Raw genomic sequence first — 16,830 nt, 5'->3', positions numbered from 1 at the left:
GGTCAAATTAGAAAGGGGAAATCTATGATGTTTGATTTGATGCCGTTTGGAAAGCGCAGAGAGGATGCATTCGGACAGTTGGTGAAGTCATTTCACGATGTCTTTAACGATGCGTTTCAAGACGAGGTGTTTGCACCGTTCAAAGGTTCGATGATGTCTTTCAAAACAGACGTTAAAGAGACGGAGCGCGCTTATCTGGTTGAGGCGGAGCTTCCAGGATTTCAAAAAGACGACATCGAAATCAGCTACGCTGACCCTTACTTAACGATCAAAGCCGTTCGCAAGGAAGATCACAGCGTAGAGGATACGAAGCAGCAGATCGTCCGGAAGGAACGCCGTTATGGCGAGTATGTGCGCAGATTTTACGTGCAGAACATAGCCGAGGACCAAATTGCTGCTTCCCTGAAGGATGGAGTCCTTAAGCTTGAAATACCGAAGCAGCCGAATCCCGGTAAGAAGCGTATCCAGATTCGGGATGATATCTAATATATACACCCTCCGATCATTAGGTCGGAGGGTATTTTTTGGTTATACATAGCAATAAATTTACATATATTCCATCGAATTTCGGCAATTGAAACCTTTTGTCGGTATATAGGGTATTATAGTTTAAATGTAAACTTTTCGAGGGGGACACTCATTGTGGGAATCTTATCGAGGTTTAAGGATGTTATGAAGGTGAATGTGATCGCGCTGTTGGATCGGACGGAAGATCCAGAGAAAACAGTTGATACTTATATGCGCAGCTTAAATACGGACTTGGGTAAGGTGAAAGCGGAGACGGCTTCCGTGCTCTCGGAAGAGCGAAGAGCGAAGCGGGCGCTTGATGAGTGCAGTAGCGAGATCAAGAAGCTGCAGCGATATGCGGAGAAGGCCGTGGAAGCGGGAAATGAAGGCGATGCCCTGAAGTTCCTGGAACGAAAAGCGGCTCAGGCCGAGAAGCTGAGCGAACTGCAGGCAGCCTACGAATCGGCTTCCGCAAACGCCGTCAGGATGAAACAAATGCAGGATAAACTGGTGTCGGACATGAGTCAGCTGGAAGCTCGCTATGCGGAGTTGAAAGGGAAGATAGCGGCTGCCAAAGTCCAGCAGAATATAAACGCCGGCCATGCATCCTCAGGCGGTGCGAATGCGGCATTTAACAAGCTGGAAGAGAAGGCAAACCGTGCATTGGATGAAGCGCTGGCCCTGGCCGAGCTTCGCGCCGGAGCCAAGGTAGACGATCTGGACGATCTGATCGCTGAATTGGAGAAGAACATGGGGAAGGACGGAGCTGTTCCAATGGAGACTCCCTCTGCCGAGGATGAACTGGAGGCAATCAAAGTCAAGCTGAAAAAGAAGGAATAATCATTTCATTGTTATCGAGGTGAAGAAATGCCGGTTATCGAATACAAATGCCCGAACTGTGGCAGCAGCATGGTTTTTGACGGCGATACAGGAATGTTGTCTTGCCCGAGCTGCGGAAGAAAAGATAATATCGAAGAAATTCCCGACCCGCTGAAAAAGCAGGTTTTTGTTGAAAACGAAGTGAAGGAGTATCACTGCAACAGCTGCGGGGCCGTCATCGTGACGGAGCCTGAGACCAGCGCCACGACCTGCAGCTTCTGCGGATCCGCCGTTGTACTCAGCGACCGACTGAGCGGGGATCTGGCACCGGTCATGGTCATCCCTTTTTCGATTACCAAGGAAGAAGCGATGAAGGCTTTCAAGAAATGGTGCAGGAATGGCCTCCTGACACCAAGCGGATTTATGACAGCGAACCGGATCAAGGAAATGACCGGGATTTATGTGCCCTTTTGGCTATATGAGTTACATAATCGGGTTGAAGTTCATGGCCACGGCACCAAGGTGAGAACCTATACGCAAGGAGATTACCAGTACACGGAGACCCAGCATTTCGACATCTACCGGAAGATTCGCTTAAACTATGTAAAGGTGCCGATCGATGCTTCGGAAAAAATGAACGATGAGCTGATGGATAAGCTGGAGCCTTTTCCCTATCAGCAGCTGAAGGAATTCAAGACGCCTTATCTCGCCGGGTATATTGCCGAAAAATACAGTCATGATGAGGAGCAGCTTCTTCCGCGTGCCAAGGAAAAGATCAGCTCCTACATTGATTCGTATATTTCGTCAGCGGTGTCAGGATACACAACCGTGAATTATACCAACAAGCAGATCGATACCACCTTGAAACAGGCCGATTATGTCCTCCTTCCGGTATGGATGGTGCATTATGATTACAATAAATCGGAGCATACCTTTGCGATGAACGGCCAGACGGGAAAAGTGGTCGGCAAGCCGCCGATTAGCAAAGCGAAAGTAGCTGCGTGGTTTGCAGGCATTTCGGGCGTCTCGTTACTGTCATTGAAGCTGATTTCCTGGGCGATGGGAGGAGGTTTCCTGTGAGAAGACGATATGTATTAGGGGCTGTTCTGTTCTTCCTGGTTGCCTACCTGATGGTTCCGGCCGGGATGGTCAAAGCTGCTGATGATAAGCCATTGATCTTTGATGAGGCCAATCTGCTGAGTCCGGAAGAACGAGCTGAGCTGAATGCGATGGCGAATGAGTACGGTGCCGAACGCGAAACGGACTTTATGATCCTTACGGTTGACCGTGTCGAGAATGACGATTATGAGACATGGACGGAAAACTTTTACGATGAGTATGCACCCGGGTATGATAAGCCGCACGGCAATACCGTTATTTTGACCATAGTAATGAGTGCTCGTGACGGTTCTCGTAACGTGCATTTGGAAGGTTATTATAAGGCCGAGAAGTATCTGGATCCAGGTAGGCTGACTAAAATACGTCACAAGATTACGCCGGACTTGTCCAGCGGCGATTATAAAAAGGCTTTTGAAAAATACATTAAAACCGCTCATCGGTATATGGGCTTCGAGCCTGACGTGAACCCGGATAATATTCTGTTTAATATTTGGTTTCAACTGGGAGCTTCCGCTGCCATCGGCGCGATCGCCGTGGGTGTGATGGCTTACCGTTCCGGTGGACGGGTGACGGTCAATTCTCGCACCTATGAGGATACCAGCACATCGGGGATACTGAACCAGCAGGACCGTTATATTAGAACAACTGTAACGAAGCAGAAGATCGAGCGAAATACGAGCAGCGGCTCGGGCGGAGGCGGCGGAGGTGGCGTCAGCAGTGGCGGCCATTCGCATAGCAGCAGCAGCGGGAAATTTTAAGGGAAGGGATGGATAACATCGATGGGATTTTTCAAGAACCAATTTTCTAATGTCGTGGAATGGGAAGAGTTTAGGGACGATATGATTTTCTGGAAATGGAGCAACCGGGAGATTAAAAAAGGGAGTAAGCTGGTCATCCGCTCCGGTCAGGACGCGATTTTTGTCAATAATGGCAAGATCGAGGGGATTTTTGAGGATGAAGGCGTATATAACATCGACTCGGATATCATTCCGTTCCTTTCTACTTTAAAGGGATTTAAATTCGGATTTAACAGCGGGATGCGCGTAGAAGTCCTGTTCGTTAACACGAAGGAATTCACTGTCCGATGGGGGACGCAGAATCCGATCCTCATTCCGACGCCTCAGCTTCCGGGCGGTATGCCGATCCGTGCCAACGGCACGTTCAATTTTAAAGTGAATGATTATGTGACGCTGATCGATAAAATAGCCGGGATGAAAGAAAGCTACTTAGTTGAGGACGTTAAGATCCGGATCACTTCGGTGCTCGATCAATTGTTGATGAAATGGATCAGCCACGAAGGCAAGGACATGTTCAATCTGCAGGCCAACGCCTCCGATATCGCGAGAGGGATTCAAGAAGACCTTGACATGGAAGTGATGGACAACGGGATAACGATCACCGGCTTCCAGGTGATGAGCTTCAATTATCCGAAGGAAATTCAGGATATGATCACCAAGACGGCTTCCCATGAAATGATCGGCAATCTGCAAAAATACCAGCAAGTGAGCATGACGGATGGGATCGCATCCGGCAAGGTGCAAGGCGGCGGCGCGGCTTCGGATATGGCAGGCATGATGATGGGGATGAACATGGCTAATGAAATGATGAAAAACATGAATCAGAACCAGAATCAGAATAATCCAAACCAGAACAATCAGAACCGGAACAATCCGAATCAAAGCCAACAACCTCCGGCCGAGCAGGAGCCAGCCGCTCCTGCTGCACCATCCCCATCTGAAGGAAACAAGAAACCTAACTTCTGCCCGAACTGCGGCGCGAAGAATGAAGGGGCGAACTTCTGTCCGAATTGTGGGCAGAAGCTGAGTTGAGTTGCAACGGTAGTCTTTCTAGTTGCACAACATGAGGATATGATATGCGAATTCACTGCAGACAGCACCTCTGCTCATTGAGCGGGGGTGCTGTTCTGTATGGTCGCTAACTTTCTACTATTATATCTTTCCGTCCTGATTTATCCTCCGACTGTCCTGAGTCTTATGTACTCCATCCGCAATTTATATTATTCTATAAATCTATTCATTAATGTAAACGCATACTTATTCATGGTATAATGCATCTAATAGATTAGGCGATTTTAGTAATTTGGGGTTCTTATAATGTCGTAAATCTGGCCTGGGGGTGTTGCGAGGATGAGAAGGTATAGCGTGTGGCGTCCAATTATGCTAATTGCGGTGGCGCTGCTTACGAACAGCTTGGTTACGAATTTGGCTGGTGTATTTGGCATGACGCCGGAGTCGGCAAGCAGTTTGGGTGTAGTCGCCATGATTATTGCCGGATTAATTACGTATAATCGCATGATGAAGTCCCGTCGCAAATGAATAATCATTCATAACGTTCATCGAAATGAGCAGCATGTTGTAAGCACCTTGCCGAGGTGCTTTCTTTCATAAAGCGCTATTATTTTTTTCCAAATGGAAGGGTCTGATCACTTGCGCGCTTGGCGTATCACACTCACTGTAACTCCCATGTTATCTATAAAAACCGTGATATCAACAGCGTGTTAACTGGGGGTTCCTATATCTACTAGAATTGGAATAAAACATGTCTTAAACGTTTCACCGCGGCACAGATGCAGTTTGACAGATTCACCCAAATTTATGTTGAAAAGGGTCTGTTTTATTAATATATTGTAAATAGCGCGAATCTAGTATTCGGGCATATATACCTAGGAGGGTTATCCTTAATGAAAAAAGGGGTCATATCTTTAATCAGTTTGGCGTTATCTGTCACAATGCTGGCAGGTTGCGGCGACAAGCCAGCGTCGGAACCAAGCGGTGGCGCAGGCGGCGACGCACCTAAGGCAAACTTCAAGGTAGGGATGGTTACGGACGCAGGAACCATTGATGACAAGTCGTTTAACCAAGGAACATATGAAGGTATCGTGAAGGCCAACGAGGACTTCAAAATGGAGTATAAATACCTGAAGCCAGCCGGAACGACAGAAGCCGACTATTCAAAAGAGATCGGGAACCTGTATGATGCCGGATTTAAGTTCATTGTAACCCCAGGCTTCAAATTTGAAACAGCCGTGTTTAAAGCACAAGACAAGTATAAAGATGCTAAATTCGTTATTATTGATGGAACGCCTCATTCCGGCGACAGCAATCCAGTCGTTAAGGAAAATACCGTATCCATCTTCTTCGCTGAGCAAGAGTCCGGTTTCCTGGCTGGCGTAGCGACTGCGCTTCATGTGAAGGATGGACAAGCTGGATTTATCGGCGGCATGGAAATTCCTCCTGTACAGAAGTTCAACTGGGGCTTCCAGCAGGGTGTAGCTTATGCCAACGAGAATCTCGGCACGAAACTGGTAATTAACAAAGAGAACGTTGTCTACCAAGGATCTTTTGACGATGTTGCAGCAGGCAGCCAATTGGCGGCTCAAATGTATGACCGCGGCGTCAACGTTATCTTCGCAGCAGCAGGCGGCGTGGGCGTTGGTGCGATTAACGAAGCGAAGACTCGCGTACAGAACGGATCTGAAGTATGGATCGTTGGCGTAGACGTTGACCAGTATCAAGATGGCGTTTATGAAGGCGACAAATCCGTTGTCCTGACTTCGGCCGTGAAGAAAATCGACCATGCGGCTTACGATATGATCAAAGCTGAAATGGAAGGTAAATTCCCAGGCGGACAGACACTTACGCTGGATGCAACTAATGACGGCGTCGGTCTTCCTGAGAAGAACCCGAACCTGAGCGATGACGTTCTTAAGCAAGTGGACGAAGTGTTTGGCAAAATTAAAGCCGGCGAAATTAAAGTAGCCGCTGAGCAAGGCGATTTGATTAAGTAATCCAAGATACCAAGGTCATCTACGACGTGGATAGACTTACTTGAAAAGCAGCGATACCGCATGAAAAAAGACGGATTCCCTCCGTCTTTTTTTAAGGTATTAGAATTTATAAGTTATTTCAGCGAAGCGTAAGCAATTCTGTAATTGCATTTATATGTTTTGGGGCCCCCGCAAAGTATTTGGAACAAGCATCGAATCATAGGCTCCACTTTGTGGGGCTATTTTAGGTATCAGACCGTATCACCGGCGCAAGCGATTGCATCCTGATATGGAATGTAGAATCGATCTATGTAACTGCGTTCTGGCTGTTTCGAAGTGAGTCGATCCGCGTTTTTTAAAGCAGTTTATGCACAGGAAAATATTCAACACAAAAGAAGGAGAGGACCCAAAACCATGGACTATGTTGTCGAGATGGTGGGCATCCGCAAGGAATTTCCCGGGATCGTGGCCAATGACGATATCACGATTAGGCTGAAAAAAGGCGAGATTCATGCGCTGCTCGGTGAGAACGGGGCGGGCAAGTCCACCTTGATGAGTATCCTGTTTGGCATGTATCAGCCTGACCGTGGCGTAATCAAAGTCAACGGCAAGGACGTGAAGATCTCGAATCCGAATGTCGCGAATAAACTCGGAATCGGGATGGTGCATCAGCATTTTAAATTGGTCGAGCCGTTTACCGTGACCGAGAATATTATTCTGGGCAGCGAGACACGCAAGTACTTCTTCGGCTTGGACGTGAGATCGGCTGCCAAACGGGTCGAGGAGCTGTCCAAGCGGTACGGCCTCAATGTAGACCCTTATGCCAAAATCGAGGATATCTCGGTCGGGATGCAGCAGCGCGTGGAAATTCTCAAAATGCTGTACCGCGATGCGGAAGTGCTCATATTTGACGAGCCTACCGCGGTTCTGACCCCTCAGGAAATCGAAGATTTGCAGGGCATTATGAAGAACCTGGTCAATGAAGGCAAATCCATTATTCTGATCACCCATAAATTGAAAGAAATTAAAGCGGTTGCGGACCGCTGCACCGTCATCCGCCGCGGCAAGACGATCGGCACCGTTGAGGTGGCAGACACGAGCCGCGAGGCTATGGCCGAAATGATGGTGGGCCGCAGCGTCTCCTTTAAGGTGGATAAGCAGGAGAGTCGCCCGGGCAAGACCGTTCTCGAGATTAAATCGCTTACGGTAAAGAACAGCAAGAAAGTCGATGCGCTCAAAGGCTTTAGTCTGGACCTGCATGCCGGGGAGATTGTGGGTATTGCCGGCGTGGATGGTAACGGTCAATCGGAACTAATCGAAGCCATTACCGGACTTCGCGAGGCCGAGAGCGGAACGGTGAGCTTGAATGGTAAAACGCTCAACGGTCTTTCTGTCCGTCAACGGAATGAAAGCGGAATCGGCCACATTCCGGAGGATCGTCAAAAGAGGGGACTCGTGCTGGACTATACCATTGAAGAGAATTTGATCCTCGAGGTGTACAACCGCCCACCGTATTCCAAGAACGGGTTGCTGCAGCCAGCAGCGATCCGCAAGCATGCGGAGCATATCATACAGAGCTTTGATGTGCGTTCCGGAACGGGCGGCCGGTCGATCGTGCGTTCGATGTCCGGCGGTAACCAGCAAAAAGCGATCATCGGCCGTGAGGTAGAGCGCGATCCGGATCTGCTTATTGCCGTTCAGCCGACCCGGGGCCTTGACGTAGGCTCGATTGAATATATTCACCGTCGTCTGATCGAACAGCGGGACAAGGGGAAAGCCGTTCTGCTGGTTTCCCTGGAACTTGATGAAGTGCTGAATTTGTCGGACCGCATTGCCGTTATCAATAACGGTGAACTGGTAGGTATCGTTAAAACCTCCGAAACGAACGAAAGAGAGCTCGGACTAATGATGGCCGGGTATCAAAAAGAGGAGGCACCACATGAATAACAGCGTAAAATCGTTGCTTGCCGTCCTGTTCGGACTCATTGCGGGGGCACTGCTTATGGCGCTGACCGGACATAATCCGGTAGAAGGGTATAAGTATCTCATCCAGGGTGGACTCAAGAACCCGGAGCGGATCGGAAATACGCTGGCGACGGCGACTCCGCTTATTTTGACCGGTTTGTCTGTGGCATTTGCCTTCCGTACCGGACTGTTTAATATCGGTGCCGCGGGCCAGATGCTGTTCGGTGGCTTTTGCGCGACGGCTGTCGGCCTCTCGCTGGACCTGCCGCGAGCTCTGCTCCTGTTGATCATGGTACTGGTCGGGTTTATCGGCGGTGCGCTATGGGCGGTTGTCCCCGGTTTCCTGAAGGCTAAATATAACGTACATGAGGTTGTATCTACGATCATGATGAACTGGACCGCCTACTGGACCGTGTATTATGTCATTCCGGGTTATTTCAAAGGGGCGAGTCTGGAGACGGAATCGCGTCAGCTTCCGCCGGAAGCCATGCTGCATCAGCAGTGGCTCAGCGATATGTTCCAAGGCTCCTATGTCAATCTGGGCTTTTTTATCGCGGTCATTGCTGTTCTGGTCGTCGCTTTCCTTATTAACAAAACAACGCTTGGATACGAATTGAAGGCGGTCGGATTCAACCGTCACGCTTCCGAATATGCGGGTATCGCTGTCAAACGCAGCATCGTGCTGTCCATGTTCATCTCCGGCGGCCTCGCGGGCCTCGCGGGAGTTGCACAGTATGCGGGGAATGCCTCCAGCATGCAGATCGGCATTCTGCCGAGCCAGGGATTTGACGGGATTGCCGTCGCTCTGCTCGGAATCAACGCACCTATCGGTGTTTTGGTATCGGCGCTGTTCTTCGGGATTCTCTACTCGGGCAGAGGGTTTATGAATGCCATGACAGAGATTCCGCCGGAAATCGCCGATTCGATTATCGCCATCATTATCTATTTTGCGGCAACCAGTATCTTGATCGAACGACTATACCGTAAATTGAAGCTGCGTCGCGCGGCTAATAAAAAGCAGGGGGAGTAAGGACATATGTGGACAACGATTGAACAGATTTTTCCGTATGCCATCGCTTACACAATCCCGCTTTTGATTACCGCCCTGGGCGCGCTGTTCAGTGAACGAAGCGGGGTCGTCAATATCGGCCTTGACGGCTTGATGATTGTCGGTTCTTTCATCGGAGCCTTTGTCATATTCAAAATGCAGGCCCAATGGCCCGGCCAATCGTGGGTATTATGGGTAGGACTATTGGCAGCGGCTGCAGCGAGTGCGCTATTCTCGCTATTGCATGCCTTTGCCAGCATTAATCTCAGTGCAAACCAGATTATAAGCGGTACGGCGATCAATATGATCGCGGGTGCCCTGACGATTTTCCTTGCCCGTAACATTACGGGGAGCGGAAAGATCAGCATCACGAATGGTTTTGCACCGTTTGATTTCCCGGGTCTGTCCAAGATTCCGATCATCGGGGATTTATTCTTCACGAAAACCTATGCCACGACGTGGTTGGTTCTGATCTTGCTTTTGGTAAGTGCATTTGTACTGTACAGAACGCCGTTCGGTCTGCGGCTCCGGTCCTGCGGCGAGCATCCGCACGCGGCCGAAGCAGCAGGTATTAAGGTGCAGTCCATGAGGTATGTCGGCGTCATGATCTCGGGTGCTTTTTCCGGACTCGGGGGGGCAGTAATTCTGTTAACGTATTCCGGTGAATTTACGGGGAACGTAGCGGGACTCGGGTTCCTGGCGCTGGCGTCCTTAATTTTCGGACAATGGAAGCCGCTCGGTATCCTGCTGGCCACCTTGTTCTTCGGATTTGCCACGACGGTAGCCAACGTATCACAGGTCATTCCGTCTTTGGCGGTAATCCCGCCGGTCATTCTCAAGATATTCCCTTATGTAGTTACACTGATCGCGCTCGTGATTTTCTCCAAATCCTCGAATGCGCCGAAAGCCGTAGGGGAGCCGTTCGATTCAGGTAAACGGTAACGTATTGCGCAAGTTGATGTAAGACAAATAGAACCTCTGATATGCCTATTCAGCTTTGGGTTTAGGTCTATCGGAGGTTTTTTTACATCTAGCATACTTTAGGTTAGAACTCCCAAAACATATCTGGTATATATAGTAAATAAGCTAAGAAAATTTAATAGAATAGAGGAGTGAAAACCTGAATGCGCATTCGATTACATCGGTGCCAAAGACCGTTAAGCATGCTTCTGGCAATCGTGATGCTTCTGAGTATCATCGTTCCTTTCAGCCCTGTAAAGGTGGCGGAGGCTTCCCCCCGGCATGACCAGATTGTGATCAGCCAGGTGTACGGTGGCGGCGGGAATAGCGGGGCCACGTATACGCATGATTTTATCGAATTGTTCAATCCGACTGGCAGTCCGGTCGACCTGACAGGCTGGAAGGTTCGTTATGCAAGCGCTAGCACAGGTGCATTTAACAACACGACCTCTTTAACTGGTACCATTGAGCCTTATGCTTATTATTTGATCCAAAACAGTGGTGGCACGACGGGTGCTATTCTACCGACACCTGATTTTCAAGGATCATTGAGCTTAGGCGGCTCTAACGGCATAGTGGACCTGGTGAACACTGCTGGCGACCGCATCGATCTTGTTGGCTATGGAACTGCGAAAGTATTCGAAGACTCGCCGACAGCAGCTTTATCCAACAGCACGGCTGCGATCCGCAAGGAATTGACCGTTGGTCAAAATGATCGCGGCCTCGACACGGATAACAATGCGGCGGATTTCACAGTTAACACACCGGAACCTCGGAACAGCTCGAGTCCAGCTACGCCGGTCACGGCTGGCTCGGGCTTGGGAGCCGTAACGGCCAATCCGGAGCCTAATGCCTGGCCTGCCGGAACAGAGATTACGCTGAATCCGCCTACGGTGGGCGCTTCCGTTTATGCGGATGTATATCTGTCCAGTGGAAATTCGGGATATCAGTTCGTGAACGGCCCGATCGAGATTAACGAGCCTACGCGGGTGGATGCCTATGCAGTCCAGGATGGTTTACCGGATGGACCGGTCTCCTCGTTCCAATATGATATTTTAACGCAAACGTCCGTCGCTGAAGCCCGCAGCAAGGCAAAAGGCGAGCATGTGTGGACGGAAGGTATTATTACCCATATCGAAGGCAGAGAAACCTACATTCAAGATGACACGGCCGGTATCGTGCTCTATGATTACCCGCTTAATGCCAGCGTTGGCGACCGGGTGAGCGTGGCCGGCGTGATGGAGATTTACAACAATCTGCAGGAGATCAAACCGCACGCCCTGCTGCCCCATGACGTAACGGGTGCAAATGCAGGAGTGCCGCAGGCTCTTCAAATAACCGGAGCTGATTTATCCTTTCCTGCAGGGGAGGCCTATGAAGCAAGACTTGTCTACCTGGACGATGTCACCATCAAGTCCGAAAACAGACCTGGGGAATATACGGCCGAGCAAGGCGGTCATGAATTCATCATCTATTCCGGATTGTCCAAGCTGAAGACGGTGAAGACCTTCAGCCGCGTCACGGGTGTGGTGAAGCAGTTCGGCAACATCTATGAGCTAATTCCTTTAGGCGAGAATGCCTTAATCGAGGACATGTTCTCTGTGATCGCAAGTCCGGGTGCCGGACCGATAATCATCGGGGGAACGGTGACGCTGTCCAGCCCTACGCAAGGGGCAAGCATCTATTATACGCTCGACGGGTCAGTCCCGACGACAGCAAGTACACAGTACAGCTCGCCGATTCAAATTGACCGAGATACGACCATCAAAGCAATCGTTGTCTCAGGTAATGATGTGAGCAAGGTATACGAATTTGCTTACAAAGCTACTCAGCAGCCGCGCATCGCGGATATCCAAGGCGAGGACCATACGTCGCCGTATACCGGACAGACGGTAAGTGATATTGAAGGCGTTGTAACCCAGTACGGATACACGTTCTCTAACGGCAATATCAAGGGATTCTACATCCAGGATCCGCAGCCTGATTCCGATCCGGATACCTCGGACGCCATTTTTGTGTATTCCACGGATCCAAACCGGCCTCAAATCGGAGATTTGGTGAGCGTAACCGGTAAAGTGGCCGAGTATAACGAGGGAAGCTCCAGCAACCTGACTTCCACTCAAATCGAGCTGCAATCCATCAAGAATCTGGGTCAGGGTCAACAACTGCCAGACCCTGTTACCTTAGGTAAAGGCGGGCGCCCGATTCCTGCCGCCATAATTGATAATGACAGCATGACAACGTTCGATCCGGAGGAAGATGCCATCGACTTCTACGAATCTTTAGAGGGCATGCTGGTCAGACTTCCGCAGCCAACGATCATTAGTCCGTATTGGACAAGCGGCGGCACCTACAACATTGCGACCCGTGTCGAGAACGATATCGCGGATGTCATTACGCCAGCCGGCGGACTGGTTCTGAAAGAGCAGGGCAATTTCAATCCGCAGCGTCTCCTGATTGCTTACGGCAATCCGGGACAAGAAGTGGGCACAGGCGATACATTTGCCGATGATGTGATCGGCGTGATCGGGTATAACGGCGGGAACTTCAAGGTGATCCCTGCCAAAGATAGCTTGCCTGCAATCCACAGCAGCTCTTTTAAGCAAGAGGTATCCACCATCGACGTGAATGCCGAACAGCTCAGAGTAGCGACGTATAATATCGAAAATTTCTATCCGGGCGTAAACTCCGCCAAAATCAATAAGCTGGCGGAGTCGATCGTAAACAACATCAAGTCGCCGGATATTATCGGTCTCGTAGAAATACAGGATAATAACGGAGAGCAGAACAACGGAACTACCGCTGCTGATCAAAGCTACCAGACTTTGATTAACGCCATCAAGGCAGCTGGCGGACCAACCTACAACTTTACCGACATTGAGCCGGTGAATAATAACGATGGTGGAGCTCCCGGAGCCAACATCCGGGTCGGATTCCTCTATAACGCCGATCGTGTCCAGTTATCGGACAGTGTAAACGGCAAGAAGGGATCGCCGACGGAATCGGTTGCGTATGATGGGGCAAAGGATCAGCTGACTCTGAATCCGGGCCGGATCGAACCGCTGAACCCTGCATTCAACGCATCGCGCAAGCCTCTGGCCGCGCAGTTCGAATTCCAAGGGGAAAGAGTGATCGTCATTGCGAATCATTTTAACTCGAAATCCGGAGACCAAGGACCATTCGGCAATACCCAGCCGCCGGTTCTCTCCAGCGAAACCCAGCGCCATCAGATCGCAGCGGTCGTGAACGGATTCGTGAAAAGCGTTGTGTCTGCTAACCCTGACGCTAACGTCGTCGTTCTGGGGGATTTGAATGATTTCCAATTTACCGAGACGGCGAACATTTTGAAGGGCAACGAGCTGGACAATCTGATCGAGACGCTTCCGCCCGCGGAGCGGTATACCTACACGTATGACGGGAATTCGCAGGTGCTGGATCATATTCTCGTCAGCAAGAACCTGACTCGTTCTACACAAGTCGATATCGTGCATCTGAACGCCGACTTCCCGGCTTCCAAGGGCCGCGTATCGGATCATGATCCAGTCGTAGCCCAGATTGACCTAAAGGGAGTGGCCGTAAACGGCTTCCCGCTGACCATTTTGCATACCAATGACACGCATGCCAATCTGGACACCGTAAGCTCGCCGGATAACATTGCCCGCCGGGTTACGGCAATCAAGGAAGCCAAAGCGAATGCGGTCAATCCTTTGCTCGTGGATGCAGGGGACGTATTCTCCGGCACGCTGTATTTTAATCAATATTTGGGACTCGCCGATCTGGAGTTCATGAATTTGGTTCAATATGACGCCATGACCTTCGGTAACCATGAGTTCGATAAAGGATCCGAGGTGCTGAACGATTTCATCGAGCATGCGGAATTCCCATTTGTTTCCTCGAACGTGAATTTTTCGGCTGATGCTTTATTGAGCCAGAAATTCAAGAATGAAGTGACCCGGGATGCCAAGGATACAACCATCTACCCGGCCATCATCACGGAGGTAGACGGGGAGCAGGTTGGCCTCATCGGACTTACAACCGAAGACACGGCCAACATCGCTTCGCCTGGAGACGTCACCTTCGATGATGCGGTGCAAAAGGCAAAAGACACTGTAGCAATGCTGCAGAAGGAAGGCATCAACAAAATCGTCGTACTGTCGCACCTCGGTTATGATGTGGACGTCAACCTTGCGAAGGAAGTCGAGGGCATCGACATCATCGTGGGCGGCCATAGTCATACCAAGCTGGATGAGGCGGTCGTGGACCGTTCGGACAGCGAACCGAAGCTGATCGTGCAGACAGGTGAAAAAGGTCAATTCTTAGGCCAGCTTGAGGTCGTATTTGACGACGAGGGTGTTCTGCAAGAGTGGAACAGCAGCCTCATTTCCGTTGATGAGAAAGATAGCGCTGGCCAATACGTGGTACAGCCAGACCAAGAGGCGCTTCAAATTCTGAATACCAAATATAAGCCGGGCGTAGAGCAGTTAAAACAAACGGAGGTTGGCACGACCGAAGTGAAGCTGAACGGCGTCCGCGCCGATGTCCGCACGAAGGAAACGAATCTCGGCAATCTGATTGCCGATGGCATGCTGGATGCGGCGCAAGCCGCCGGAACGAATGCGGTCATTGCCTTGCAGAACGGCGGAGGCATCCGCGAATCTATTGAAGCAGGCAAAATCACGATGGGTGACGTCATGACGGTGCTTCCGTTTAACAATGATCTGGTTACGATCACGCTGACGGGCGCCGAGATTAAAGAAGCCATGGAGAACGGGGTTTCCAAGACGCCTGCTGCGGATGGCCGCTTCCCGCATATCGCGGGTATGAAGTTCTTCTATGATTCGACCAAACCGGCCGGGCAGCGGGTGCTCCGCATAGAGGTGAAAGGCAAGAACGGATACGAACCGATCGACATGAACAAATCGTATGAGGTAGCGACGAACGCATTTACCGCTAAGGGCGGCGATTTCTATGCTTCGCTCGAGAAGGCCTATCTGGAAGGGCGCGTGAACCTGCTTTATAAGCCTGACTATGAAGTATTCTCGAATTACGTGAAAAAAGTAGGCACTATCACGGCCAAGACCTCCGCTGTCGAAGGACGGATTACGGACTTGAAGGGAGCGCCGCTTCCGGGTGGTCCGGGAGAGCCTGGGCCGGGCAACCCTGGAAATCCGAGCACGCCTGGAACTCCAGGTCCGACGACACCTCCCGTGAATCCTTCCAACCCTGGCACGACGCCACCGGCGGAACCAGGCAAGATCAAGGTACCGGTTAAGGTGGAGAACGGTGCGGCAGCAGGCAGCGTGACCGGAGCGGCCATGAAGGAAGCCCTGAAACAGCCTGTTGACGGAAAAGTCACCGTGGAGGTAACAAGCACGCAGCCAATCTCCTCTTCATCCGTTACCATCGAGAATGAAGCGCTGCGGGCGTGGCTTGATCAAACAAACGCACAAGTACTGGTAATAGCAACGCCTTACGGAAGCTATGAGCTTCCGAAGAAGGAGATCGATCTTCAAGCGCTGGCAGACCAAGCCGGCTCGGACATTAGCAGCCTTCAATTGGTCATTCAGCTTGCTATCGATGAGGATGCCCTTAAATCAGCGGCTTCCAAAGGATATAAAGCGCTGCAAGCCGTGAGCTATACCGTGGCAGTGAAGTCCGGCAATAGCAAGACTTTCACGCTGGATTCATTCCGATCGTATGTGAAGCGGTCTCTGAATGTCGACAAATCGCATGCTTTGACGGACATCGCGGTTGTTCGAGTGGACGGTAACGGTAATGAATACACGCCGGTACCATTCAAGGTGAACGGCCAACGAATCGATATCTATAGCCAAACCAACAGCACATACCTGGTGTTGCAGAACCCGGTAACGTTCCAGGACATCGTATCGCATTGGTCGAAGGGTGACGTTGAATCGCTTGCGGCCAAAATGATCGCAGCTGGGCGAACGGAGCAGACCTTTGTTCCGAACGCTCCGGTCACTCGGGCCGAGTTCGCAGCGCTTGTAGTTCGGGCGATGGGCCTTACTGCAGATGCTGGATCAAGCGGATTTAAAGATGTAGCATCATCCGACTGGTACGCTGGAGCGATCCAGGCAGCAGTCGATGCTGATATCATTAAGGGCTACACGGACGGCACTTTTAAGCCGAACCGGACGATCACGCGCGAAGAGATGGCCGTGATGGCCTACAACGCACTGGAGTATGCCGGATACAATCCAGTTGACGCAGCAAAAGCCCATTTTGCCGATGCGTCCTCGATCGGCGCTTGGTCTCAGGCAGCGGTGTATGAATTGGCGGCACTTGATATTCTGAACGGAGATCCGAAACAGCAATTCAATCCTAAATCGAATGCCACCCGCGGCGAAAGCGCCGCTGTGCTCCATCGTTTGATGCAGGATTTGACGTACGTAAAATAAACAGGATCTATAGAGGCTGATGCATGCTAGGTTAGCATTTTTGTGATATACGAGTGGGACAACAGCAAATCTGCGTGAAGAATGCTCCAGCTGATCAAAAAGTAGAAAATAGAAATGGCGGTGCTAAGGATCACATCCTTAGCACCGCCATTCTTGCTTTTTCGGTTCGTTAAACCGTTTCTTTCGTAAATGGGGAGGAACGATTC

General features: G+C 50.5%; 11 protein-coding genes. All 11 read left to right on the top strand.

Features of this window, described 5'->3' with window-relative positions:
• The first annotated feature begins 27 nt into the window (after window positions 1-27).
• Window positions 28-486, top strand: coding sequence for an Hsp20/alpha crystallin family protein (locus ACQKPA_RS12550; protein ID WP_427492794.1), 459 nt, complete (start codon window positions 28-30; stop codon window positions 484-486).
• Between the two features lie 156 nt (window positions 487-642).
• Entirely contained in the window at window positions 643-1,347 is a 705-nt protein-coding gene (locus ACQKPA_RS12545; protein WP_427492621.1) for a PspA/IM30 family protein, read from the top strand.
• A 27-nt stretch (window positions 1,348-1,374) separates the two neighbouring features.
• Entirely contained in the window at window positions 1,375-2,406 is a 1,032-nt protein-coding gene (locus tag ACQKPA_RS12540; protein WP_427492619.1) for a TFIIB-type zinc ribbon-containing protein, read from the top strand.
• Window positions 2,403-3,203, top strand: coding sequence for a TPM domain-containing protein (locus ACQKPA_RS12535; RefSeq protein WP_427492617.1), 801 nt, complete (start codon window positions 2,403-2,405; stop codon window positions 3,201-3,203). Before ACQKPA_RS12540 ends, ACQKPA_RS12535 begins: the two co-directional genes overlap by 4 nt.
• 21 nt (window positions 3,204-3,224) lie before the next feature.
• Window positions 3,225-4,274, top strand: coding sequence for an SPFH domain-containing protein (locus ACQKPA_RS12530; protein ID WP_427492615.1), 1,050 nt, complete (start codon window positions 3,225-3,227; stop codon window positions 4,272-4,274).
• Between the two features lie 318 nt (window positions 4,275-4,592).
• Window positions 4,593-4,781 carry a hypothetical protein gene (locus ACQKPA_RS12525; RefSeq protein WP_076322526.1) on the top strand — a complete coding sequence of 63 codons (189 nt, stop codon included), beginning with the start codon at window positions 4,593-4,595 and terminating at the stop codon, window positions 4,779-4,781.
• 365 nt (window positions 4,782-5,146) lie between these two features.
• Window positions 5,147-6,253 (top strand): BMP family lipoprotein, encoded by a 1,107-nt coding sequence (locus tag ACQKPA_RS12520; RefSeq protein WP_113059100.1) that lies wholly within the window; start codon window positions 5,147-5,149, stop codon window positions 6,251-6,253.
• Window positions 6,254-6,646: 393 nt separating this feature from the next.
• Window positions 6,647-8,179, top strand: a complete 1,533-nt coding sequence (locus ACQKPA_RS12515) for an ABC transporter ATP-binding protein (protein ID WP_427492613.1) — start codon at window positions 6,647-6,649, stop codon at window positions 8,177-8,179.
• The gene (locus tag ACQKPA_RS12510) at window positions 8,172-9,227 is read left to right on the top strand and encodes an ABC transporter permease (protein WP_216534982.1); all 1,056 of its coding nucleotides are present in this window, start codon (window positions 8,172-8,174) and stop codon (window positions 9,225-9,227) included. The genes ACQKPA_RS12515 and ACQKPA_RS12510 overlap by 8 nt, the downstream gene beginning before the upstream one ends.
• Before the next feature lie 6 nt (window positions 9,228-9,233).
• The gene (locus ACQKPA_RS12505) at window positions 9,234-10,187 is read left to right on the top strand and encodes an ABC transporter permease (RefSeq protein ID WP_220686862.1); all 954 of its coding nucleotides are present in this window, start codon (window positions 9,234-9,236) and stop codon (window positions 10,185-10,187) included.
• Between the two features lie 182 nt (window positions 10,188-10,369).
• Window positions 10,370-16,624 carry a 5'-nucleotidase C-terminal domain-containing protein gene (locus ACQKPA_RS12500; RefSeq protein WP_427492610.1) on the top strand — a complete coding sequence of 2,085 codons (6,255 nt, stop codon included), beginning with the start codon at window positions 10,370-10,372 and terminating at the stop codon, window positions 16,622-16,624.
• Window positions 16,625-16,830: the final 206 nt, after the last annotated feature.

This window comes from Paenibacillus sp. NPDC093718, assembly GCF_050279985.1.
GTDB lineage: Bacteria > Bacillota > Bacilli > Paenibacillales > Paenibacillaceae > Paenibacillus_AQ.
Note: the sequence above shows the minus strand (reverse complement) of the source record. Positions and strands in the feature narration are given on the sequence as shown.

Excerpts from the sequence above, each read along its gene's own strand:
- ACQKPA_RS12530 (WP_427492615.1), top strand. The coding sequence starts at position 3,225 with ATGGGATTTTTCAAGAACCAATTTTCTAATGTCGTGGAATGGGAAGAG.
- ACQKPA_RS12525 (WP_076322526.1), top strand. The coding sequence starts at position 4,593 with ATGAGAAGGTATAGCGTGTGGCGTCCAATTATGCTAATTGCGGTGGCG.
- ACQKPA_RS12515 (WP_427492613.1), top strand. The coding sequence starts at position 6,647 with ATGGACTATGTTGTCGAGATGGTGGGCATCCGCAAGGAATTTCCCGGG.
- ACQKPA_RS12505 (WP_220686862.1), top strand. The coding sequence starts at position 9,234 with ATGTGGACAACGATTGAACAGATTTTTCCGTATGCCATCGCTTACACA.
- ACQKPA_RS12540 (WP_427492619.1), top strand. The coding sequence starts at position 1,375 with ATGCCGGTTATCGAATACAAATGCCCGAACTGTGGCAGCAGCATGGTT.
- ACQKPA_RS12520 (WP_113059100.1), top strand. The coding sequence starts at position 5,147 with ATGAAAAAAGGGGTCATATCTTTAATCAGTTTGGCGTTATCTGTCACA.
- ACQKPA_RS12500 (WP_427492610.1), top strand. The coding sequence starts at position 10,370 with ATGCGCATTCGATTACATCGGTGCCAAAGACCGTTAAGCATGCTTCTG.
- ACQKPA_RS12550 (WP_427492794.1), top strand. The coding sequence starts at position 28 with ATGTTTGATTTGATGCCGTTTGGAAAGCGCAGAGAGGATGCATTCGGA.
- ACQKPA_RS12510 (WP_216534982.1), top strand. The coding sequence starts at position 8,172 with ATGAATAACAGCGTAAAATCGTTGCTTGCCGTCCTGTTCGGACTCATT.